The sequence below is a fragment of the Lujinxingia sediminis genome (assembly GCF_004005565.1).
GTDB lineage: Bacteria > Myxococcota_A > Bradymonadia > Bradymonadales > Bradymonadaceae > Lujinxingia > Lujinxingia sediminis.
The window spans coordinates 143457-165256 of sequence record NZ_SADD01000003.1 but is presented as its reverse complement, the minus strand read 5'-3'; the positions used below and the strand labels follow the sequence as shown (position 1 = coordinate 165256).

The following is a 21800-nucleotide window of genomic DNA, read 5'->3' as shown; positions in this document are numbered from 1 at the left end:
TTTGACGTATGGCGGATCTGGGTACGAGCGCCGAGCGGCGGCTGGCTGCGGCCAGGTTTATGGGGGCGAACATCTTCTCGGCTTTCGCGCAGCTGGCCGTGGATATGCCCAACGGCTACTTCGGCGGGGCCGACGAGGTCACCGAGTGGGGGCAGCTCTACACGATGGTGCTGCTGGGCTCGACCCTGCTCGCGCTCTGGGGCTACGGGCGCAACCACCCGCGGGTGGTGTGGCTGGTGGGACTGACCTGCTCGCTCTCCATCGGGGTGTTTATGGCGGCGCTGGCGGTCAGCCCCATCATCCCGGCCGGGGCGATGATCTGGAACCTGGTGGTGTTGGCCTGGACGCTCTTTCCGCTGCGCTTGAGCGGGCCACGCTCCCGGGCGGCGATGGGCGGAAAGCAGCGCGAGAGCCGCCTCGATCGCTGGAGTCGCAAAAACGGCGCCGGGGTGCGTCACCTGCTCTGGGTCTCCCTGATCCTCAACGTGGGGGTCGTGGGCTTTGAGCTCAGCGGTCAGAACTTCGTGGTGATCGCCACGATGGCCTTTGCGATGGCAGTCAGTGCGCTGACAGCGCCGGCGGTGGGCACGATGGTGCGCGAGCGCCGGCTGTGGACGCTCCTGATTCTGGTGCCGCTCTTTTTGATGGCCTTCTTTCTGGGCAGTCCCCAGGTGCTGCTGCTCCTTCTGGGGCTGTATCAGTTCGCGATGCTCTTTGTGCTCTCGGCCCGCGAGCCGATCTTCAACGACGTGCTCGACTATTTCTATGAGTATCCGGCGCTGCTGGTACTGACGACCTTCGCCACGCTCACCGCGGTAGGCACCCTCTTGTTGAGTCTGCCGGCGGCCTCGGCCACCGGAGTGCCGGTCAGCCCGATCGATGCGTTTTTTACAGCGACGAGCGCCTCCTGCATCACCGGGCTCATTGTGCTCGATACCCCGGTGGCGTTCACCTTTTTTGGCCACGTGGTCATTCTGGCGCTGATTCAGATGGGGGGCATCGGGATTCTTGTGCTCTCGACCTTTGCAACACTGCTGCTGGGCAGCCGTCTGGGCATGCGCGCGGAGCGGGCGCTTGAGGAGGTGCTGGATCTGCCCGGATCGCAGAGCTCGTATAGCCTGGCGAAGTTCATTGTGGGCTCAACCCTGGCCATTGAGGGGCTGGGGGCTATCGGGCTGACGGTGGTGTATCTGCGCCACGGCTACGCCTTTGGGGAGGCGGCCTGGATGGGCGTCTTTCACGCGATCTCGGCGTTCTGCCATGCCGGCTTTGCGCTGCAATCGGACTCGTTGATGATGTTTCACGACGATCCGCTGGCGCTGACGATCTTCTCGGTGCTGGTGACCCTGGGCAGCGTGGGCTTTCTGGTCCTGGCGGTGGCCTGGCAGTGGCTGCGCGGGGAGCGGCGCCGGGTCAATGTGCAGGCTCGTCTGATCGGTTTTGGCACCGTCGGGCTGATCGTGGCCGGGATGGTGCTCTTCTTTATCTGCGAGTGGAACGGGGTGCTGGCCGATATGACCTGGCGAGAGCGCTTTTTCAACGCGTTGATGCAGAGCGTAACCCTGCGCTCCTCGGGCTTTAACTCGGTGGACACCACGGTGCTGAGCCCGGCGACGATGTGGTTTATGATCTTCTTTATGTTCATCGGCGGCGCGCCCGGCTCCACCGCCGGAGGCATCAAGCTGACCACCCTTGTGGTGCTGCTCTTTGCGGTGCGCGGCATCGCCAGCGGCACGCCGCGGGTGGTGCTCTTTCGGCGCGAGATTCCCCAGGAGATCGTCTACCGCTCGGCGGGCATCACCGTGATCAGCATCATGCTGGGCTTTGCGCTGCTCTTCATGCTCTTGTTGACCCAGCCGATCCCCTTTGAAATGTTGGCCTTTGAGGCGGCCAGCGCGCTGGGGACGGTGGGGCTCTCGGTGGGAGCGACCAGCGAGCTTAACGATATTGGTAAGCTCTTGATCGTGCTTGTGATCTTCATCGGTCGCGTCGGTCCGCTGGCGCTGGCGCTGGTGCTCGGGCGCGGCACCTCCAGCCGGCTCTCCTACCCGGAGGCCCGCGTCATGGTGGGCTGATCGGAGCGATGGGCGTGATGTGGCAGGGATTCAACTTTTGAGAAAGGTCGCGCTTTTCAGGGCGTGAAGACGTGAGCAGTTATGAGTCAGTTTGCGGTGATTGGTCTTGGGCAGTTTGGCATGAGCGTGGCGCGCAACCTGGCGCATCAGGGCGAGTCGGTGATGGCCATCGACCTGGACGCGGAGCTGGTGGAGAACGCCTCCCAGGATGCCGATGTGGCCATTCGCGCCGACGCCACCGATGAGCGCACCTTGCAGGAGCTGCAGCTGGAGACGATGAGCTGCGTGGTGGTCGCCATCGGCGCCCATTCGATCGAGGCCTCGGTGCTCACCACCGCGCTCCTCAAGCAGGTGGGCGTTCCGCGTATTGTGGCGCGCGCCATGAGCGATCTGCACGCGCGGGTCTTGCGCGCCATCGGCGCCGATGAGGTCGTCAACCCCGAGGAGGAGATGGGCCGAAGGTTGGCCGCGCGCTTAAGCCAGCCCAGCATCCTGGAGCAGGTGGAGCTGGGGGATAGCAACCTGGCGGAGGTCGAGGCGCCGGAGGCTTTTGTGGGCAAAACCCTGGCCGATCTCGACATTCGTAACCGCTACGCCGTCTCGATCATGGCGATTCAGCGCGGCGATCAGGTCATCGCCAACCCCATGGGTGGCGAGTCGCTCCAGAGTGGCGATGTGCTGGTGGTGGTGGGCTCGGTGAACTCGATTCGCAATCTGGCCTCGCTGGCCTGAGCTCGGGCTGCAGGGGCACCGCGCCGGTGTAAGCGCCGGCTTGTGCCACCTCCCCCGAAGATCTTTTTGAGCAGTGGGCTGATGCCATGATGAAACTTCGTACACGTTTGTTGCTGGGCTATGGCTACATGGCCGTGCTCGTGCTCTTGACCGCCGGGGGGGCGGCGTTTGGCTTCTTCAGTATCAGTGAGGCCATCGACCGCATCTTGAGCGAGAATTTTCGCAGCGTGACCGCCTCGGTCGAGATGATGGAGGCGCTGGAGCATCAGAACACGATGACGATGAGCGCGCTGCTCACCCGGGAGAATATTGAGGAGGGGTTGCTGCTCAGCGACCAGTCCTTCTACGCGGCGCTGGGGCGAGCGGAGGCCAACGCTACGATCGATGGCGAGGCGGAGCTTCTGGAGGAGGTTCGCGCGAACTACGTCGGCTATGTCGAGGTGCGCAATGCGACGCTGGAGCGTCGCCATGAGCAGCCGCTGCGCGCCTTCAGCGAGGAGATCTTTCCCTCCTACATTCAGGCGCGCCAGCAGACCTTTGAGCTTCTGGATCGCAACCACCAGGCGATCATCGAGGCCGACCGCAACGCGCGCATGACAGCCCTGCAGACGGCCGGATGGCTGGGCCTTCTGGTGACCGTGGCGCTGGTCTCGATGGTCTTTCTGGCCCGCGCGCTGCAGTCGAAGATCCTCCTGCGTCTGGAGGAGCTCAACGAGGTGGCCGAGGCGATTCTGGTCGGCGAGCATTGGAGGCGTTTTGATATGCGGGAGAACGATGAGCTGGGGGTGGTGTCTCGTCAGCTCAACGCCGCGCTCGATGCCCGCGATGAGCTTCAGGCGGAGATGCGCGGGCGCATTAACCAGCAGAAACAACTGGTGCTCGGACTTATCTGGGGGCTTCCTGGCGAGCGGATGCTGGTGGGGCTGGACAGCCATCTGATCGCCTCGACCTGGACGGTCGATCATCACGAGGTGGTCGAGGCGACGCTGGGCTGGCTGCGGGCGCGTCGGCGCGAGATCCTCGAAGCCTTTCGCGAGACGCATGAGCCGGCGGTCATCGAGGCTCAGTTTGAAGGAATCGACGTGGAGATTCGTCTGCTGGCCACCCAGGATGGCCGCCCGGTGGGCTGGTTGGTGCAGAGGCTCGATGTCTCCGACGACGCCTCAACGCCTGAGAACTCTCCGCCGGAGGAGCCGTCGCCGTCGCCGGGGGCGGGGTCGGTGGGGAGGAGCTCGGTGGACTAAGAGGGCCGCGTTGTGGGGAGGTTTGTGCGGGCGTTGGGGGGTATGCGGGTTGTGGTTGGGTGGTTGTGTGGTTGGGTGGTTTTGGGGCGCTCGGGTTGATGGTGTGGGTCGATTCGTGAGGGCGTTGGGGGGTATGCGGGTTGTGGTTGTGTGGTTGTGTGGTTGGGTGGTTGTGGGGCTTGAAACATGCTCGATGCTGGTCGATTCGTGAGGGCCGCCGGGGTACGCGTTTGGAAGTGTAGATATCTGATTTTGCTGATGAATACGAAAAAAGGAGGGTGTGATGGTGAGCAGTTCAAAGGTTGCAGTGGCGCTGGTGGCGATGTGTGCGGTGATGGGGACGGCGACTCTGGCCAGCGCGCAGGGAAGCCTCGTCAACAAGGAAGAACTCCAGCTGACCAAGACCAGCCAGCGGGTGCATATGCCCGGGCTGCGTTTTGATTACGGCTTCTCGGAGGTGTTCGGGCTGGGCGTGGGCTATATGTACGCCTACGAGACGACCTTTGCCTTTGCCGGCGTCGAGACCCTCTTTCGCGCCGGTGGCGGCGCCGATGTGAGCTTTGTGGTTCCCTCGGACTGGGGCGGGCTGGAGGCCATCACCCTCTACGGCCGCGGCCGCCTCTCGGGTGTGGGGCCCTCGGGCGGCGTGACGCTGGAGCTGGGGCTGGGCGGCGGGGTTGAGCGCCGCGGCGTGGTGCCGGGCGCGACCATCGGGGCGTATTACGCCGGGAAGCAGTTTGAGGTCGGGTATTTCTATCAGGCCGTGCTGCAGAGCTACCGGCCGGCGTGGATGAGCACGCATAATGTGGGGTTGCGTTTTCATATCCCGCTCATGCCACATTGAGTTGGATGGCCGCCCCAGGACGACGCTGGCTGCGTCGCTGCGTCCTCGCAGTAGCGCTGCTACAGCGTCGTCCTGGCTCCTTGCCAATCGCCGCCCTGGATGCGGTTGGGTTTTTGGGTATGCGGAAAAAGGCTTTGCAACGCTTAATGTGTATTTGAACGTTGCGTTAGGTGCGGGGCTTTTTGTTTGTTTGATTTCGAGCATGCGTCTCGATGTGGGACTCGGTGTAAATCTGATTTAAGTGTGGGGTTATCGTAGATGGGTTTAATGAATGATGTTGGCTGTAGGTTGATGTTAGGCTTGGTATGTGTTTTGGGGACGCAAGCTGGATGTGCGTCGGGTTTAACATCAAAGGTAACTCCTGCCATCTCACACCAGGTCGCTTCGTCTTCCATACCTGAATCGAGTACTCCCACCCGAAACGATGCGATCGTCGTGACTCCGGATCACGAAGCATATTCGCGTGTAACGCTGAGAGAAACACCGGAGGAGCACCCGCTCGCAAAGATTGTTTCCTGGAGCCCGTTGCCCGAGGAAGGCGACACCATTCTGGCGATCTATCGAAGCTCAACGTGCCCTATCGCGCAAATGGCGATTCAGGACATCCCCAATCGTGTTCCTGCTTCGCTAAAGCTCATCACGGTCGATCACACGTTGTTGCCTGAGAAGTATCGGTCGACGCTGGCGTATGTGCTCTACCATGAGGGTGAACCTGTTGATATTTCGGGGGGATACCAGCATGTCGACAATCCCAATGCCGATATGATCAATGAAGCTCGCTTCTCGTTGCTTTTGAGGCGAAATGGCCTGCTAGATTCATCGCCCGAGTTTGACGCCGACCCCTGGCATGCGACACGTGGGGTGTTTCATGTGTGGCAGGAAGAGCCCGATATTCTAAATCGCCATATGCATATGGATGTCGATTGGAGTGGGCGCGACCGAAGGGATTTGAATTTTGAAAATGATCGTTTCATCAATGTCGTTTTGAATGATGTTGATTTCAGGGGTTCGGTGTTTGGCGAGACGCTGATGATTTTTGTGGATCTTCGGGGTACGAATTTGAGCGAAGAACAGGCACAAAAGATTCATTTTATCAGTGGATTTTGCCCGGATGGCTCGACGATTGTTTATGAAGGTGAGCCTGGCGGATGCGCCAGTTCTACTGGCGAGGAGTTGTAATTTTCTTTCTATATTTCTCGGTCGTTTGGAGGCTCCCGATAGCTGCGGGGGCCTTTTTTTTGGCGTGTTGACCGCCCCGGGACGACGCTGGCTGCGGTCGGGTTGGGGGGAGCGAGCCCGAGCCCGAGTGCCAGTGTCGCCAGTGTCACCCCCCACCCGAACGTTTTGAATCCCTCGCCCCCCTCCGCGTATAAAGGGCCACGCGCAAACGATGCGTATTTTTTCAACGCGATCGGTTCACCACAATTGAGACTGATTTGGAGAGGTTTGTATGAGCTGGAAGAAGACCCTGATTCTCGCCGCGATGTTTGGAGTGAGCGGCTGCACCCCCACCTACGTCTACGTCACCGAAGCGCCCCGGGAGCGCCCGGCGCAGGGTGATGATGCCGCTCAGGTGCAGCAGGCCTCGACGGCCCCGGCGGAGGTCGAGGAGCAGCAGGTCGCGGCGGAGGTCGAGGTCGAAGAGGTCGACATCGAAGCCGTGGAGGAGCGCTCGGAGTCCGCGCCCCCCCGGGCCAGCGCGCAGGCCGAGATCTGGGAGTGGAAGCTCGAGGTGGGCGAGGAGCTGGAGCTTCGTTACGAAGCCACCAGCGATATTGAGATGAAGATGGGCGGGCAGATGGGGGCCATGATGGGGGCGATGATGGGCGGTGGTGACTCGCCGCTCTTTAAAGATCGCGTCGAGATGAGCACCACCATGCGCATGGAGGTGGTGGGCATGGCCGCCGACGGGCGCTACGAGCTTGCGTTCCACGTCGACGCGATGGAGATGCGCGGCCAGTGGGGCGGTGCGACAAGCGTTGACGATCTGCCCGAAGAGGTGCGCACCCTGCGGGCGTATATGGATCGCAGCGGGCGCCTGGAGTTCTTTGAGCGCGTGGTCGTCGAGATCACCGAGGAGGGGCCCGTCGCGGTGCTGCGCTACGAGGTGGGCGAAGACGGCATCTCGATGAGCTCGACCGTCGACGGCGTGGAGGTGAGCTCTTCGGCCCGCATCGACCCCAACACCGGCCGCGTAACCCTTCACGCGGGGACCCGCCAGGTCGAGCGCACTCGCCAGACCCGCACCGAGGAGCAGGAGCGCCCGGTGCAGCACCTCGACGTGCTGCCCGTGCAGGTGCTCAGCCTGCTGGAGCTTCCCGAGGGCACCGTCGCCGCCGGCGACGTCTTCGAGGCGGATTTCCCCGTCGGCAAGGTCAAAACCACCGCCGGTCCGAAGCGGTCATGTGAGGCGAACTCCTGCGGCACCCTTCGCATCGAGCTCGATGTCGACAGCCAGCAGATGATCGACGGCACCGTCGCCGCCGGCCGGGCCCTCGACGAGAGCGACAATGGCTTCGGCGACGATTTTGGCGATGACGATTTTTTCGATGATGAGTTCGACGCCGACATGGCCATGGTCGGCGCGGCCTCCCCGACGCTGACCTCTGAGGTGGACGCGACCACGATGTTCAACGTGGAGGAGGGCCGCATCCACAGTGTCGAAGGCACCTTTGGGAACGTGGCCGGGAGTCAGGGGGTGGAGATTCGGGAGGCGACGAGGTTTACGTTGGTGTTTTGATGCCGAGCGCCCCAGGACGACGCTGGCTGTGTCGTCTGGGATTCGCGGTAGCGCTGCTACAGCTTCATCCCAGCCTCCTTGCTATCCCCGCCCTGGATGCGCTCGGTGCCGAGCGCCCCAGGACGACGCTGGCTGTGTCGCTGCGTCCTCGCGGTGGCGCTGCCACAGCTTCGTCCTGGCTCCTTGCCAGTCGCCGCCCTGGATGCGCTCGGGTTGGGGGGCTTGCGGTTCGTGAGGGCGTTGGGGGGGTCGCTTTGTGGTTATGGGCTTGTGTGGTTGTGTGGTTGTGGGACGCCGGGGGGGCGCGGGCGGTGGTCGATTCGTGAGGGCGTCTGGGGGAGCGCGGCAGCGTGTGCCCAACCGTAGGGGCACCCCTTGTGGGGGCCCGTGGTGTTTGTGATTGAGGAGTATGGCATGGCGAGCAGTTCGAACGTGGCGGTGGCGCTGGTGGTGATGGGGTCGGTGATAATGACGACAACCCTGGCGAGCGCGCAGGAGCAGTTTCTGGCGCCCTCGGCGTTGCGCGAGACCACGGTCAACACGCGGGTGCATGTCCCCGGCTTGCGCCTGGAGTACGGCCTCAATGACCGGATCGGGCTCGGCGCGGGTTATATGTATGCCTGCGAGTCGCGCTTTCCCTTCGCCCGCATGAACACCATGGTTCGCGCAGGCGTCGGCGTCGATTTTACCCTCGTGGTGCCTTCAAACTGGGAGCGGATCGAGGGGGGCACGCTCTACGGACGCGGCCGCCTCTCGGGGATGGGCCCCTTCGGGGGCCTGACCCTGGAGCTGGGCCTGGGCGTCGGGGTGGAACGCCGCGGGGTGGTGCCCGGCGCCACCCTCGGCGCGTACTATGCCGGCGAACACTTTGAGATCGGGTATTTCTACCAGGCCGTGCTGCAACACGACCGGCCGGCCTGGATGCCGGCGCATCATGTGGGCTTGAGGTTGCATTTGCCGGTTGAGGCGAAGTGAGAGCCGAGCGCCCCAGGACGACGCTGGCTGTGTCGTCTGGGACTCGCGGTAGCGCTGCTACAGCTTCATCCCAGCCTCCTTGCCAGTCGCCGCCCTGGTTGCGTTCGGGGCTTTTGGTGTGCGGGGTGCCGACGCGCGAACCCCGATGGTCCTCACGAATCGCCCCACATCGCGAACCCCGATGCCTCACAACCACCCAACCACCCAACCACCTAACCACAAAACGCCCCCCCCAACACCCCACCCGAATCCCCCCACACTCCCCAAACCCCCGCGCCACCACCCCTTGCCCCCCCACCCCCCTTCGTGGCAAAACCGAGGCATTCGTAAACACACCGTCTCCCCCGGGGGGGAGACACCGCTGCTGGTAATCCGGCGCGTGGCGAGCGGGCGTCTGCAATGGTGCAGCGAGGCTTGCGTGGCGCGCTCGGGGGATGGGCGGAGCTTCTGAATAAGGAGTTATGCGATGTCTGAGACCCATTTTGATCTGACGTTGAAGGCGTGGATGGAGCGGGCTGCGGATCAGGTTCGTACGATGGCGCCCAAGACCGCGCATGCGCGCGGGCAGCAGGCGCTGGTGCTTGCGGCGGATCTGCTCGACGAGGCGCTTTTGCCCTACAGCGCGGCGGTGGGCGAGGCGCTGGCCGAGAGCGAGGAGGCGGCGCGGGCGGCCGAGGCGGTGGCGCAGGCCGATGTGGCGATGGAGGGGGCGTACGAGCGTCTCTATGCCACGGCGCAGTCGAACTATTATCTGGCGGTGGCCGATGTGACGGCGAACCCGGCGCTCTTGAAGGAGCGTCTGGAGCGGGGGATGCCGCTGCCCCCCTCGGGCTTTCGGGCCCTGGGCCTGGACCGCTCGCGGGCGGTGATGGAGGTCGCGCTGACCTACGCCAACGACGCGCTCGGCACGGAGCACGCGGTGGTCATCGAGGCGCAGGTTGCCTTTGATGGATTCGTGCAGGCGCAGAAGGCCGCCAACGCCGAAAACTCCGACGCGGTGCTCGCCATGCAGAAGCTCTTCGCAGCCCGCGACGAGGCTCGCCGCGCCTATGTCGCCGCCCGGCAGTTTGTGGAGGGGGCGCTCTCGCTCAATGAGAATGAGAGCCTGCGGCAGCTGATGTTGCCGCTCAACTCCATGTATCGAAGCTCGGGCCGTCCCGGTGGTGCCGCGAGCGCCGACGCCGACGCCCCGGACGCCGGGGAGGTCGTGTTGAATGACGCGCCGCCGGTGCAGCCGACGCCGGTTGTCGAACCTTCGGGTGAGTAAAGCGTCGATGGTGTAAGCGTGATTTGGAGCCCTTCGGTGAGTCCGGAGGGCTTTTTTTGTGCCGAGCGCCCCAGGACGAAGCCAGCGTCGTCGTCAGGGATTCGCGGTGGCGCTGCCACAGCTTCATCCCTGCCTCCTTGCTGGACTTCGCCCTGGATGCGCTCGGGGTTTTTATCATGCGGGAGAAGGCTGAGTCGTCGTTCTGTCGCGAACAGAACGAGAGGTAAGGGGCCTGAGTAGCCGATCTGTTGCGAACAGAAGGGCAGGTAAGGGGTCTGAGTAGCCGATCTGTTGCGAACAGAAGGGCAGGTAAGGGGTCTGAGTAGCCGATCTGTTGCGAACAGAAGGGCAGGTAAGGGGTCTGAGTCGTGGATCTGTTGTTAACAGACCGGGAGGTAAGGGGCCTGAGTAGCCGATCTGTTGCGAACAGACCGGGAGGTAAGGGGTCTGAGTCGCCAATCTGTTGGCAAAACTCGCCACTCACGCTTCGGAGGGGCCCAGTGCTTCGAGCGTGCTGAGCCAACCATCGAAGAGCGGGCACGCATCGCGGATGACGGGCAGACCGATGTCCAGCGCGGCGATCGAGCCGTGGAGGACTTTGTCGTAGGGGGGATAGTGGACGGCCAGGCGTTTGGAGGGGGCCGTCTGTGGTGAGTCGTTGATATCTTCCGGGGTGGCGAAGGCGTCGCGAATGTCGTGGAAGGCGCCGGCGAGTTGGGATTGGTCGATGCCTCGGGCCAGGGCGCCGACCGCCCCAGGACGACGCTGGCTGCGTCGCTGCGTCGTCGCGGTAGCGCTGCTACACGCTCCTCCTGGCTCCTTGCCAATCGTCGCCCTGGATGCGGTCGGGTTGGGGAATTACAAGAGAGTCGGCGGGGAGGCCGTAGAAGTCGAAGAAGGTGGTGCAGTAGATGGCGGGGTCGCCCAGGATGGCGCGAAGGTCGCGCGTGAGGCGTTGCAGGTTGACGCGACCGCCTTTATGGCCGGGTTTTCCGATCAGGGCGGCCGAGAGGTATACGCCTCGATGCGCAAAAGGGCGGACCAGGACATCGTTGACGAAGGTCTCTTCGGTCTGCCCTTCACAGATGATGCAGACGCGCGTCATTGCCCTGCCCCCCCATCCGGCCCCGGCCTACCCCCCAGCACATTCTTCTCCCACAACTCGCCGACCGTGTACTCCTCTAGCCAGAGTTCAAAGTCCTTTTCGTCGTGGCGACGAAAGACCGAGGCGCCGTTTTCGCGCTCCACGATGATCAGGTCTTCGATGGAGAACTCGTTGACGAGGGGCACCGACTGTGTCGAGACGATGAGCTGCATGCGCTTTGAGGCCGAGCGGATCAACGACCCCAGGAGCGTGATGGCGTAGGGGTGAAGCCCCAGCTCCGGTTCATCGATAATGATGGTCGAGGGGGGCTCGGGCTGCAGCAGCGCGGTGGCCAGGCAGATGAAACGAATGGAGCCATCCGAGAGCTGGCTGGGCCAGAAGGGGTAGTCGCTGTCTTTCTGGCGCCAGAGCAGCCGAATCTGCTCCTCCTCGGTGGGGAGGGCCTGGGGCTTGAGCACGAAATCGTCGAAGAAGGGGATCGCGAGACTCACCGTCTTGCGGATCTGCTCGTAGGTGGCCTCATGCTCGTGCTTGAGCCGGTAGAGGAAGGCCGCGAGGTTGGAGGCGTCCGGGCGCAGATAGTCGTTGTCGTGCAGCGAGCCCAGACGCTTGACGCCGGCGGTGTCGCTGGTGTCGTGGAAGTGGAAGGTCTTCCAGTTGGAGATGGATTCGTAGCAGCAATAGATGTCGTCTTTAACGTCCGGTCGGCGGTGGTAAATTTTGGGGATCTCCGCCTCTATATGTCCGCGGTTAACTGCCGTGTATCCGCTGGGTTCTGCGATTTCCATCCGAAAGGCAAAACCTCCCTCAATGGTTGGTTCTAGAGTGAAGTAGTAGCCGTGGTCTCCAAAAAATAGGTGGGCGCTTAATCTCTTTGTTTCCTTTATGCCGAAGCTCACAATGCGGTTGGCAGATCCTTGCTTGCGGGTCCAAGATTGAAGGCGGCCGGCCATCATCTCGGTGAGCATGTGAAAGAAACTCACGAAGTTACTCTTACCGGCACCATTGGCTCCGATAAGGACGTTGATGGCGCGAAGCTCCAGATCCTCCACGTTTTGAAGTGATTTGAAGCCCGAAATGCTGAGCCGATCGATGGGTTGTGCGAAACTCACGGGTTCACCTTCTGAAGGTGGTTGAGCGCGGGCCGCGGCGAATCAAATCTCGCGACGGTCTCGTAATCGAGTCACAGGGGCCAGCTTCTGTGAGCGCTCAGGCTTCGTCAACGGTCACGCCACCCCCTCCGCCTTCTTGAGCGCCAGGATGGCGCGTGGCGTGACCTTATAAAACTCGCTGACCTTTGCGGGCCAATCGGCCAGCATTGCCTCGGCGATCGGGCTTTTTGTGAGCTCAAAGTGGCGCGCGATCAGGCGGTGCAGCTCGGTGGTGTCGTGGTCGTCTTCGGCGGGGCGGGACAGCTCGACGTCGGAGGCCTGGGTGCGGGTGGGGAGGCGGTCGTGGGGGTCGTGGACGAAGGCCAGGCCGCCGGTCATGCCGGCGGCGAAGTGGTGGCCGACGGGGCCTAAGAAGACGCAGATGCCGCCGGTCATGTATTCGCAGGCGTAGTCGCCGGTGCCGTGGGTGACGCTGAGCGCGCCGCTGTTGCGGACGGCAAAACGTTCGCCGGTTAAGCCGGCGATGAAGAGTTCTCCGGCGGTGGCGCCGTAGAGCAGCGTGTTTCCGGCCAGGGTGTGGTGCGACGTTGTTTCGTCGAGGGGGGTGAGGTCGGCGTCGGGGGTGATGACGATGCGGCCGCCGCCCATGCCTTTGGCCACATAATCGTTGGCGGCGCCGCGCAGGGTCAGGGCGACGCCGTGGTTGAGGAAGGCGCCGAAGGACTGGCCGGCGGTGCCTTTGAAGTGCAGGTCGAAGGTGGCCTCGGGGAGGGGAGTGTCGCGCTCCTGGAGGGCGATGAGGCCGCTTAAGCGGGCGCCGGTGGTGCGGTCGGTGTTGGCGATGGGGTAGTCGAGGCGCAGAGGCTGGCCGGTGGAGAGCGCTTCTGAGCAGTCGCGGGCGATGCGCGCGTTGAGGGGGGAGGGGGCCGTGGAGGGGCCGGGCCAGGTGTGGAAGGTCGCGCCGTGGACGGGGTCGGGGGCGGCCATCAAGGGCGAGAGATCGAGGCGGTGGGCGCGGGGATGGTCGGGGTGGGGGAGGTGTTTGAGGAGGTCGCTGCGGCCGATGATGGCGTCGAGGCTTGGGGCGCCGAGCTGGCTTAAGAGCTCGCGGACTTCCTGGGCCACGCTCTGGAAGTAGGCGACGATCATGTCGGGGTCGCCCTCGAATTTTTTGCGGAGATCTTCGCGCTGGGTGGCGATGCCGACCGGGCAGGTGTCCAGGTGGCATTGGCGGACGTAGCGGCAGCCGAGCGCGACCAGCGCGGCGGTGCCGAAGTTGAACTCCTCGGCGCCGAGCAGGGCGGCGATGATGATGTCGCGGCCGGTTTTGAGGCCGCCGTCGACGCGGAGTTTGACGCGCTCACGCAGGCCGTTGAGGCGCAGGGTCTGCTGGGTTTCGGCCAGGCCAATCTCCCAGGGGATGCCGGCGTTTTTGACAGACGTGACGGGGGAGGCGCCGGTGCCGCCATCGTGGCCGCTGATCAGGATGGTGTCGGCCAGGGCCTTGGCGACGCCGGCGGCGATGGTGCCCACGCCGGCGGTGGCGACGAGTTTGACGCAGACCTCGGCCTGGGGGTTGATGGCTTTGAGGTCGTAGATCAGCTGCGCCAGATCTTCGATGGAGTAGATGTCGTGGTGGGGCGGCGGGGAGATCAGCGGGACGCCCGGGGTGGCGTGGCGCAAATAGGCGATGTAGGGGGTGACCTTATGGCCGGGGAGTTGGCCGCCTTCGCCGGGTTTGGCGCCCTGGGCCATCTTGATCTCGAGCTCGCGGGCTTTGACCAGATAGAGCGGCGAGACGCCGAAGCGGCCCGAGGCGATCTGTTTGATGCGGGCGTTGGCGTCGTCGCCGTGCGCATCCAGGGTGTAGCGCTCCGGGTCTTCGCCGCCTTCGCCGGTGTTGCTGCGGGCGCCCAGGCGGTTCATGGCCACGGCCAGGGCGCGGTGGGCCTCCGGGGAGAGCGAGCCCAATGACATGGCGGCGGTGGAGAAGCGGCGGCAGATGGCGTCGGTGGGCTCGACCTCATCGAGGGGGATGGCCGGGCGCAGGGCGGTGGGTTGCAGCAGATCTCGGAGTTGCAGGGGGGGCAGAGCTGCGGAGGCGGCGGTGAATGTGGCGTAGGCGCCGGGCTTGTGTTTGCGAAGGCGGTTCATCGCGCCCAGGTGCTGCGGGCTCCAGGCGTGGGTTTCGCCGCTGCGGCGAAAGCGCAAAAGCCCCAGATCGACCGGCGCGTCGGGCGCGTCGGGCTCAAAGGCGCGGGCGTGGCGCAAAAGTGCGTCTTCGGCAAGGTCGTCGAGGGTGAGGCCGGCGATGGGGGAGGGGGTGTTGGGGAAGGCGCGCTCAACGACGTCGGGGCCAAGGCCGATGGCCTCGAAGATCTGGGCGCCGCGGTAGCTTCCGAGCACGCTGATGCCCATCTTGCTCATGATTTTCAACAGCCCCAGGTGCTGGGATTTTAGAAAGTTCTGGATGCGCTCCGCCGGCGACGTCTCAAGCTCCAGGTCGGCCAGCAGAGTCTCGATGGCCAGGTAGGGAAAGACGGCGCTCGCGCCAAAGCCCAGCAGCGTGGCGATGAAGTGGGAGTCGCGGGGTTCGGCGCTCTCGACGATGAGCGAGGCGCGCAGGCGAAGATCGGTTTTGAGCAGATCGGTGCCGAGCGCGCCGACGGCCAGGAGCATGGGAATGGGGGCGCGTTCGGGGGCGACCTGGCGGTCGCTGACGATGAGGATCTCGGCGCCGGCGGCGATGGCGTCGAGGGCGTTCTGGCTCAGAGTGTCGAGGGCTTTTTTAAGGCCTGCGGGGCCATCCGCGGCGGGGAACGTGGCGTCGAGGGTGGCGATACGCTCCGGTGGCAGCGCGTGGTGGAGGGCCTGCATCTCGGCGGCGGTGAGGACGGGGGCGTCAAGGGCGACCTGGCGGGCGTGCGCGGGGGTCTCGGTGAGCCAGTTTCGGCGGCGGCCCAGGTGCACGCTCAGCGACATGTTGTGGCGCTCGCGGATGGGGTCGATGGGCGGGTTGGTGACCTGGGCAAAACGCTGTTTGAAAAAGTGCGCCAGCGGGCGTTGCTGCAGCGATAGCGCGGCGATGGGGGTGTCGTCGCCCATCGAGCTGATGGCCTCTTTGCCGGTGGTGGCCATGGGCTCCAGCGTCAATTTAAATTCTTCGCGGCTGTAGGCGAAGCAGGTCTGCAGGCGCAGGCGCCGCTCGTCGTCGAGCTCGGGAGCGATGGTGTCGGCCACGGGTCGTTGGGGAATGCGAATCAGGTTCTCGTCGAGCCACTGCTGGTAGGGCTGGCGTCTGGCGAGTTCGGGTTTGATGGTGTCGCCGGTGAGCACGCGGCCTTCCTGGAGGTCGACGGCGATCATGTGGCCGGGGCCCAGGCGCGATCGCTCGGCGATGCGCTCCTCGGGGAGGTTGAGCACGCCGACCTCGCTGCAGGCGTAGATCAGGTCGTCGTGGGTGCGCAAAACGCGCAGGGGGCGCAGGCCGTTGCGGTCGAGGTGCGCGCCCACAAAGCGGCCGTCGGCGTAGGTGATGGCGGCGGGGCCGTCCCAGGGCTCGTTGAGGCTGGCGTGGTAGTCGAAGAAGGCGCGTACCTCGGGGCTGAGGTTGGCGTCGTGCTCCCAGGCCTGGGGCACGAGCATGGTGAGGGTGTGCAGGGGGGAGCGACTCGAGAGGGTCAAGAGCTCGGCGACGTTGTCGAGGTGCGCCGAGTCGCTAAAGCCGGGCTGTAGCACCGGTTTGAGATCGTCGATGACCTCGTTCCAGAGCTCGGCGTGGAGGTCGGCCTGGCGCAGCCGCGTGCCGTTGGCGTTGCCCAGGATCGTGTTGATCTCGCCATTATGCGCGAGCATCCGAAAGGGCTGTGCCAGCGACCAGGAGGGAAAGGTGTTGGTCGAAAAACGCTGGTGAAAAAGCGCAAAGTTGGTGGGCAGATCGCGCTGCAGATCCGGGTAAAACTCGGCCAGGGCGTCGCCCATCATCAGGCCCTTGTAGACGATGGTGCGCGCCGACATCGACGCGATGTAGGCGGTGAGGCGCCCCCGGTGCAGACGCGACTCGATGGTGCGGCGCAGGGCGTAGAGCCTCTGATCAGCGACCCGCGGTGCGATGTCGGCGTCGAAGGGCAGCACGAGCTGCTCGATGCGCGGCATGGTCGCCGCGGCTTTCAGCCCGAGTACGGCGGGGCGAGTGGGGACGGGGCGCCAGGCGAAGTCTGAAAAGCCGCGCTCGTGGAGGATGTCGGCGATAAGCCGGCGGATCTGGTGCTGTTCGTCGGGGGCATGGCGAGGCAGAAAAAACACACCCACGCCGATGGGGCCCCCCTTGCGGGGCAGCCGGAGCTCGTCGCTTAAGTTGGCGAAGAAGGTCGCAGGCAGCGCAAAGAGCACACCGGCGCCGTCGCCGGTACGGGTGTCGGCGTCGACCGCCCCGCGGTGGGTGAGGTTGGCCAGGGCGTCGGTGGCCATGCGCAGCAGGTCGTGGCGGGGGGCGCCGCGGGTGTCGGCGACAAAGCCCACGCCGCAGCCGTCGTGCTCGTAGCCCGGCTGGTAGAGGGGAAAGCGGGGGTCGGCGAGGGAGTGTGGGGTCACGGGACATCCTGGTACAGCGAGACGACCTGGGCGGAGAGGCGCGGGCGCAGCTCGGGTGTAAGAGCGTTACGATCGGGCCAGGTGCCAAATTGTTGGCGCGGGGAGGTGGGCTTCAAGTGCCGAGCGTGCCGGGACGACTCGGGTTGGGGGGCGTGCGGTTTGTGGTTAGGTGGTTGTGTGGTTGTGTGGTTGTGTGGTTGTGGGGCGATGGGGTTTGCGGAGTGGGTCGATTCGTGAGGGCGCGGGTTGAGGGGGTGGCGTGGCGGGGGCTGGTGGTTGTGAGCGAACACGATCTCGGGCTCGATCTCGAACTCGATCTGGTACTCGTCCCCCCCTGTGTCAGCGTAGTTGCCGCATGAACTTTCCAAACCATTCGGGGGCGGCAACGTGAGGTTATCATGGCGTATTCAGCGGGATTTAGAGAACGTGTGGTGCAGAAGATGTTCGGGCCGGAGTGCAGTTCTGTGGCCGAGCTGATGGAGGAAACCGGTGTGGCACGAGCGACGCTGGGCCGGTGGCGCAGAGAGGCGGTAAACGGAGGTAGTGTGAGCGGAAAGTCCGGGAGAAGGCGCAGCAAACCACCCAAAGAGAAGATTCGCATTGTGATGCAGGCAGCTGGCCTTTCCGATGAAGAACTCGGCGCGTTTCTGCGCCGGGAGGGGCTTCATGAGGCCGACCTGGTGCGCCTTCGGCAGGAGGTTTTAGAGGCTGCCGAGAGAGGGTTCTCGCCGCAGAAACAAAAGAGCTCCTCGCCGCAGGATAAGGAGCTCAAGCAGGTCAAAAAGGAGCTCGCCCGTAAGGAGAAGGCCCTGGCGGAGGCGGCGGCGTTGCTGGTTTTGCGGGGAAAGCTCGATGCGTATTTCTCGGAGGACGAGGACGACGACACGACGAAGAAGAACGACTGACAGTGCTGAGCTGGGTGGAGGAGGCGCAGCGCGACGGCGCCAGGCTCGAAGCCATCTGCGAGGTGCTGGAGCTGAATGTCCGCACGATTCAGCGCTGGCGCGCCCGGGGCGGGGGCTCTGACCGACGTCAGGGCCCGCGCACCTCCCCGGCCAACAAGTTGAGTGCGGTGGAACGTGCGCGGGTTCTCAAGGCGGCGAACAGCCCGGAGTTTCGCGATAAATCGCCCCACCAAATCGTGCCCCTGCTAGCCGACCGCGGCGTCTATCTGGCCTCCGAGTCGACCTTTTACCGGGTGCTGCGCGAGGCGAATATGCTGCGCCATCGAAACCGCGCAAAGCCTGCCGAACCGCGCCCCATCACCGAGCATCTGGCAACAGCCCCCAACCAGGTCTGGAGCTGGGATATCACGTATCTACGCCGCGATATCGCCGGAACGTTCTTCTATCTTTACCTCTTCGTCGACGTCTGGAGCCGCAAAATCGTGGCGCAACGCGTCTTCGAGAGCGAGTGCTCAACCCTGGCCTCCGAGCTCTTAGACCAGGGCCTCAACACCGAGCGGCTCAGCGGCGTGGAACTGGTGCTGCACTCCGACAACGGCACCCCGATGAAGGGCTCCACATTGCAGGCCACCATGGACCGCCTCGGCATCGTCTCGTCCTTTAGCCGCCCCCGAGTCAGCGACGACAACCCCTACTCCGAGGCGCTTTTTCGCACCCTTAAATACCGGCCGGAGTATCCTCACAAGCCCTTTACATCGCGCGAAGAAGCGCAGGCATGGGTCGATGGATTCAGCGACTGGTACAACGACGAGCACCTCCACAGCGCCATCGGCTTTGTCACCCCGAACGCGCGGCATCACGGCCATGACACAGCCCAACTGGCCGCGCGCCGTCGTGTCTACGAGGCCGCGAAACGCCGCCATCCCCAGCGTTGGACCGGTGCAGTCCGCAGTTGGGAGTCCCCGGCTGAGGTGTATCTGAACCCCTCAAAACTCACGCGCTCCAGGCTCGAGATGGAGGGCTGTGCGTAGTTCGATGAGGCGGCAACTATGTTGACACTCACCGGTCCTCGAACTCGATCTGGTACTCGTCCTCGAACTCGATCTGGTACTCGTCCTCGAACTCGATCTGGTACTCGTCCTTGAACTCGATCTGGTACTCGTCCTTGAACTCGAACTCGAACTCGAACTCGAACTCGGGCTCGATCTCGTGCCCCCCAACGCCCTCACGAATCGACGAGCATCGCGAAGCTGGGCGCCCCACAACCACCCAACCCCCTGACCACCTAACCACAAAACGCGAACCCGAAACGCTTCGAACACACCTGCGAACACTGCGAACTTGAGCGCGCTCTCGAACTCGTGCCCCCCAACGCCCTCACGAATCGACCTACATCGCGAAGCGAAGCGCCCCACAACCACCCAACCCCCTGACCACCTGACCACAAAACGCGAACCCCCATCGCCCGTCCGAAGCGCCCCACATCGCGAAGCGAGGCGCCCCATATCGCGAAGCTCAGAGCGTCGTATGCGCCTCAATCGAGGGTTGAAGCGACCAGCGCACCTCGTCGGGGACCTCGGCGATGTCCAGGCCCCAGAGGCGGTTGGTGAGGCAGACCGGGGCGCCGCCGCCCTTGGCAAAGAGCTCGTCGAGGGGAAGCGTCTTGACCTGCAGGTCGAGGGCGTCAGTGGCCCGGCGAGCGGTTGGGGAGAAGGAGGTGGGGGCGATGACGGTGTCGCATACCTGGAGGGCGTTGGTGTCGTAGCCGCGGCTCTCTTCGGGGCTGATGGTGATCAGCTCGATCTCGGGTCCGAGGAAAGCCTGGAGGCGATCAAGCTCCCCGTCGAGAAGGGCGTCGGGGCAGACCAGGCCGATGGTGTCGGTGCGGCGGCGGAAGAACTGCAAAAAGGTGTTGCCGTGAAACCAGGGGTCGGCCTTAAAGCCAATCTGGATGTGCTGGGGGCTTAAGCGGGGGGCGACCTCGGCGTAGGCCGCCTGGGTGGTGCGCTGGTAGGGGCCCTCGCCATAGGTGTGCACGATCTGGTCGCCGTGGGCGGCGCGGATGGCGTCGCCCTGGGCCTCCCAGGTGTGCTGCACACGGTGGATCTGCAGGCCGAAGGTGTCGTGGATAAAGCGCTCGATGAGCTCGGCCTCGGGGCGGCGGTGGGGAGAGGCCATCGTCGGGAGCAAAAAACGCAGGTCGCCCTGCTCGTCGCGAAAAAGCTCACCGCTCTCGGCGGTATATATCAGCCCGGTGAGCGTGTCGTCCTCAGGCGGCATCACCACGACCTCGCCGCCGGCCTCAACGATGGCGTCGGCCAGGGCGCTCCACTCGGCGCGGGCGCGGGAGGCGTCGACCTCGCTGGCGCTGGCCGAGCGGAAGTTGGCGCGGCCTTTGAGGTGCCAGGCGCGGGTGGGAGGGCTCATCAGAAAGATGGGGCGGCAGGCGGGATGGGGGGTGTGGGGCATGGTTTTTTTTTGGGGGGGGTGTGGGGTTCGCGGTGTGGGGAGGTTTGTTGGGGCGTTGGGGTGTGCGGGTTGAGGTTAGGTGGTTGTGGGGTTGTGTGGTTGCGGGGCGTTAGGGTTTGCGGTGTGGGGAGGTTCGTGAGGGCGTTGGGGTGTGCGGGTTGAGGTTAGGTGGTTGTGGGGTTGTGTGGTTGCGGGGCGTTGGGGTTTGCGGGGGTGGGGAGGTTCGTGAGGGCGTTGGGGGGGGGGGCGGGTTGTGGTTGTGTGGCGCGGGGGGGCGTGCGGTTTAAGCGGCTTAAAGGTAACGAACAGGGCTTCGATATCAAGGTACCGAGTGCCGAGCGCCTCCAGGACGACGCTGGCGGTGTCGTGAGGGATTCGCGGTAGCGCTGCTACAGCTTCATCCCTCACTTCTTGCCAGGCGTCGCCCTGGATGCGCTCGGGTTGGGGGGCTTGCGTTCGTTCTCGATCTCGAACTCGATCTCGTTCTCATGCCTCTCCAACCGCCCGCACGAATCGACCCACGCCATGAACCCCGGCGTCTCACAACCACCCAACCACCCAACCACCTGACCACAAAAGCGCCCCCCCCAACCGCCCGCACGAATCGACCCACGCCATGAACCCCGGCGTCCCACAACCACCCAACCACCCAACCACCTGACCACAAAAGCGCACCCCCCAACCGCCCGCACGAATCGACCCACGCCATGAACCCCGGCGTCTCACAACCACCCAACCACCCAACCACCCAACCACAAAAGCGCGAACCCCGGCGCCGGTCCGAACCTCCCCACGTCGCGAACCACCCCGGTTGTCCCCCCCAACGGAACACCGTATAAGTCCGGCGTGTTTTGGCTGAGACGGTAGACCTCGGAGCAGGGCGTAAGCGATGAGAGACGAGCAAGAGCAGGTGGACGACGAGCTGATGGCGCTGGCGCAGAGGCGTGAGCAGAGCTCGGTGTTGCAGCCGATCTTGATGCTTCTGGTGATCGCGGTGCTGGGGTCGGTGATCAGCGACTGGCGCAGCGAGATCGCGTATTTCTTTGAGGACAGTGAGCCGGTCGCGCTGGGCGATGTGACGGGCTGGCCGGCGAAGATGCGCGATGAGACGGGGTGGGAGCCGCCGGTGGCGCACAACACCTTTGTGAGCCTGGAGGGGGTGCCGTCGAGGCGCAGTGAAGGGGGCGACTGGGAGTTCTTTAAGCTGGTCGGTGGCGAGGTCTACGTGCAGCGCGAGGGGCGCATGGCGGGGATGAGCGCGCTGGAGCGGGAGATGGCGCTGAGCTCGAATGAGCCCGGCGACAATGATCGCACGTATTATGAAGGGCAGGGGCGGCTGCTCTCCTTTGCGTCAAGCGGGGAGCGGCTGGCGGGGCTCAAGCGCTTTTATGGCGAGCGCTACGGGATGGCGTTCTGTGAGGATTACGACGCGGCCGGGCTGGAGCGGCTGGCCGAGGAGCGGCGCGAGACGATTCGTCGCAACTGGACGGCCCGCTACCGGGAGGCCTCCGAGGAGGAGCGTGCCGAGGAGGGGTGGACCGAGCGGGCCACCGAGGCCGAGGTGCAGCAGGTCTTTGAGAGCGAGCCGCTCTGTGTCAATGCCTACTTCGTGCAGGATGGGCGCCGGCCGATCGACCACTGGTGGTATGCGGTGATGGCGCTTTTGATGGGGCTTCTTGCGATCTACAACGTGTATAAACTTGTGCGCTGGGCACGGGCCTGGGCGCGGGGGTAACGTG

At 64.3% G+C, this 21800-nt stretch carries 16 protein-coding genes; 10 read left to right on the top strand and 6 right to left on the bottom strand.

The window, feature by feature from the left end; all coding sequences use genetic code 11:
* Positions 1 to 8: 8 nt before the first annotated feature.
* The 8 genes from EA187_RS08405 to EA187_RS08370 all read left to right on the top strand — a co-directional run bounded on the left by EA187_RS08405 (position 9) and on the right by EA187_RS08370 (position 9877).
* The gene (locus tag EA187_RS08405; RefSeq protein ID WP_127779963.1) at positions 9 to 2075 is read left to right on the top strand and encodes a TrkH family potassium uptake protein; all 2067 of its coding nucleotides are present in this window, start codon (positions 9 to 11) and stop codon (positions 2073 to 2075) included.
* A gap of 81 nt (positions 2076 to 2156) precedes the next feature.
* Positions 2157 to 2807 carry a potassium channel family protein gene (locus tag EA187_RS08400; protein WP_115606132.1) on the top strand — a complete coding sequence of 217 codons (651 nt, stop codon included), beginning with the start codon at positions 2157 to 2159 and terminating at the stop codon, positions 2805 to 2807.
* A gap of 89 nt (positions 2808 to 2896) precedes the next feature.
* Complete coding sequence (locus EA187_RS08395; protein ID WP_127779962.1) at positions 2897 to 4051, top strand: methyl-accepting chemotaxis protein; 1155 nt, start codon at positions 2897 to 2899, stop codon at positions 4049 to 4051.
* Positions 4052 to 4334: 283 nt separating this feature from the next.
* Entirely contained in the window at positions 4335 to 4895 is a 561-nt protein-coding gene (locus tag EA187_RS08390) for a hypothetical protein (RefSeq protein ID WP_115606136.1), read from the top strand.
* 435 nt (positions 4896 to 5330) lie between these two features.
* Positions 5331 to 6074, top strand: coding sequence for a pentapeptide repeat-containing protein (locus EA187_RS08385; RefSeq protein WP_127779961.1), 744 nt, complete (start codon positions 5331 to 5333; stop codon positions 6072 to 6074).
* Positions 6075 to 6345: 271 nt separating this feature from the next.
* Complete coding sequence (locus EA187_RS08380; protein ID WP_127779960.1) at positions 6346 to 7635, top strand: hypothetical protein; 1290 nt, start codon at positions 6346 to 6348, stop codon at positions 7633 to 7635.
* Positions 7636 to 8049: 414 nt separating this feature from the next.
* A complete protein-coding gene (locus tag EA187_RS08375) occupies positions 8050 to 8610 on the top strand; it encodes a hypothetical protein (protein ID WP_115606142.1) in 561 nt (186 codons plus the stop codon).
* A gap of 466 nt (positions 8611 to 9076) precedes the next feature.
* Positions 9077 to 9877 (top strand): hypothetical protein, encoded by an 801-nt coding sequence (locus EA187_RS08370; protein WP_127779959.1) that lies wholly within the window; start codon positions 9077 to 9079, stop codon positions 9875 to 9877.
* Positions 9878 to 10357: 480 nt separating this feature from the next.
* Here the strand turns inward: EA187_RS08370 and EA187_RS21055 are convergent, their stop codons facing one another.
* The 4 genes from EA187_RS21055 to gltB all read right to left on the bottom strand — a co-directional run bounded on the left by EA187_RS21055 (position 10358) and on the right by gltB (position 16687).
* The gene (locus tag EA187_RS21055; RefSeq protein WP_430687895.1) at positions 10358 to 10540 is read right to left on the bottom strand and encodes a DUF4276 family protein; all 183 of its coding nucleotides are present in this window, start codon (positions 10538 to 10540) and stop codon (positions 10358 to 10360) included.
* A gap of 136 nt (positions 10541 to 10676) precedes the next feature.
* A complete protein-coding gene (locus tag EA187_RS20955) occupies positions 10677 to 10982 on the bottom strand; it encodes a DUF4276 family protein (protein WP_127779958.1) in 306 nt (101 codons plus the stop codon).
* Positions 10979 to 12094, bottom strand: a complete 1116-nt coding sequence (locus EA187_RS08355; RefSeq protein ID WP_127779957.1) for an AAA family ATPase — start codon at positions 12092 to 12094, stop codon at positions 10979 to 10981. Before EA187_RS08355 ends, EA187_RS20955 begins: the two co-directional genes overlap by 4 nt.
* Before the next feature lie 114 nt (positions 12095 to 12208).
* On the bottom strand, positions 12209 to 16687 hold the full coding sequence (gene gltB / locus EA187_RS08350; RefSeq protein WP_127779956.1) for a glutamate synthase large subunit: 4479 nt from the start codon (positions 16685 to 16687) through the stop codon (positions 12209 to 12211).
* A 398-nt stretch (positions 16688 to 17085) separates the two neighbouring features.
* On the opposite strand from gltB, the gene EA187_RS08345 reads away from it, so the two are divergent.
* A protein-coding gene (locus tag EA187_RS08345; protein WP_127779955.1) for an IS3 family transposase occupies positions 17086 to 18623 on the top strand; the annotation gives its coding sequence in 2 pieces (ribosomal slippage) (positions 17086 to 17529 and positions 17532 to 18623; 1536 coding nt in all).
* Between the two features lie 28 nt (positions 18624 to 18651).
* Here EA187_RS08345 and EA187_RS08340 read toward each other — a convergent pair.
* Entirely contained in the window at positions 18652 to 18861 is a 210-nt protein-coding gene (locus tag EA187_RS08340; RefSeq protein WP_127779954.1) for a hypothetical protein, read from the bottom strand.
* A 246-nt stretch (positions 18862 to 19107) separates the two neighbouring features.
* Positions 19108 to 20061, bottom strand: a complete 954-nt coding sequence (locus EA187_RS08335) for a dimethylarginine dimethylaminohydrolase family protein (RefSeq protein WP_127779953.1) — start codon at positions 20059 to 20061, stop codon at positions 19108 to 19110.
* Between the two features lie 889 nt (positions 20062 to 20950).
* Between EA187_RS08335 and EA187_RS08330 the strand changes: the two genes are divergently transcribed.
* Positions 20951 to 21796 carry a hypothetical protein gene (locus tag EA187_RS08330; protein WP_115606159.1) on the top strand — a complete coding sequence of 282 codons (846 nt, stop codon included), beginning with the start codon at positions 20951 to 20953 and terminating at the stop codon, positions 21794 to 21796.
* The last annotated feature ends 4 nt before the right edge of the window (positions 21797 to 21800 follow it).

Excerpts from the sequence above, each read along its gene's own strand:
- EA187_RS08375 (WP_115606142.1), top strand. The coding sequence starts at position 8,050 with ATGGCGAGCAGTTCGAACGTGGCGGTGGCGCTGGTGGTGATGGGGTCG.
- EA187_RS08335 (WP_127779953.1), bottom strand. The coding sequence starts at position 20,061 with ATGCCCCACACCCCCCATCCCGCCTGCCGCCCCATCTTTCTGATGAGC.
- EA187_RS08370 (WP_127779959.1), top strand. The coding sequence starts at position 9,077 with ATGTCTGAGACCCATTTTGATCTGACGTTGAAGGCGTGGATGGAGCGG.
- EA187_RS08380 (WP_127779960.1), top strand. The coding sequence starts at position 6,346 with ATGAGCTGGAAGAAGACCCTGATTCTCGCCGCGATGTTTGGAGTGAGC.
- EA187_RS08330 (WP_115606159.1), top strand. The coding sequence starts at position 20,951 with ATGAGAGACGAGCAAGAGCAGGTGGACGACGAGCTGATGGCGCTGGCG.
- EA187_RS08395 (WP_127779962.1), top strand. The coding sequence starts at position 2,897 with ATGAAACTTCGTACACGTTTGTTGCTGGGCTATGGCTACATGGCCGTG.
- EA187_RS20955 (WP_127779958.1), bottom strand. The coding sequence starts at position 10,982 with ATGACGCGCGTCTGCATCATCTGTGAAGGGCAGACCGAAGAGACCTTC.
- EA187_RS08400 (WP_115606132.1), top strand. The coding sequence starts at position 2,157 with ATGAGTCAGTTTGCGGTGATTGGTCTTGGGCAGTTTGGCATGAGCGTG.
- EA187_RS08405 (WP_127779963.1), top strand. The coding sequence starts at position 9 with ATGGCGGATCTGGGTACGAGCGCCGAGCGGCGGCTGGCTGCGGCCAGG.
- EA187_RS08390 (WP_115606136.1), top strand. The coding sequence starts at position 4,335 with ATGGTGAGCAGTTCAAAGGTTGCAGTGGCGCTGGTGGCGATGTGTGCG.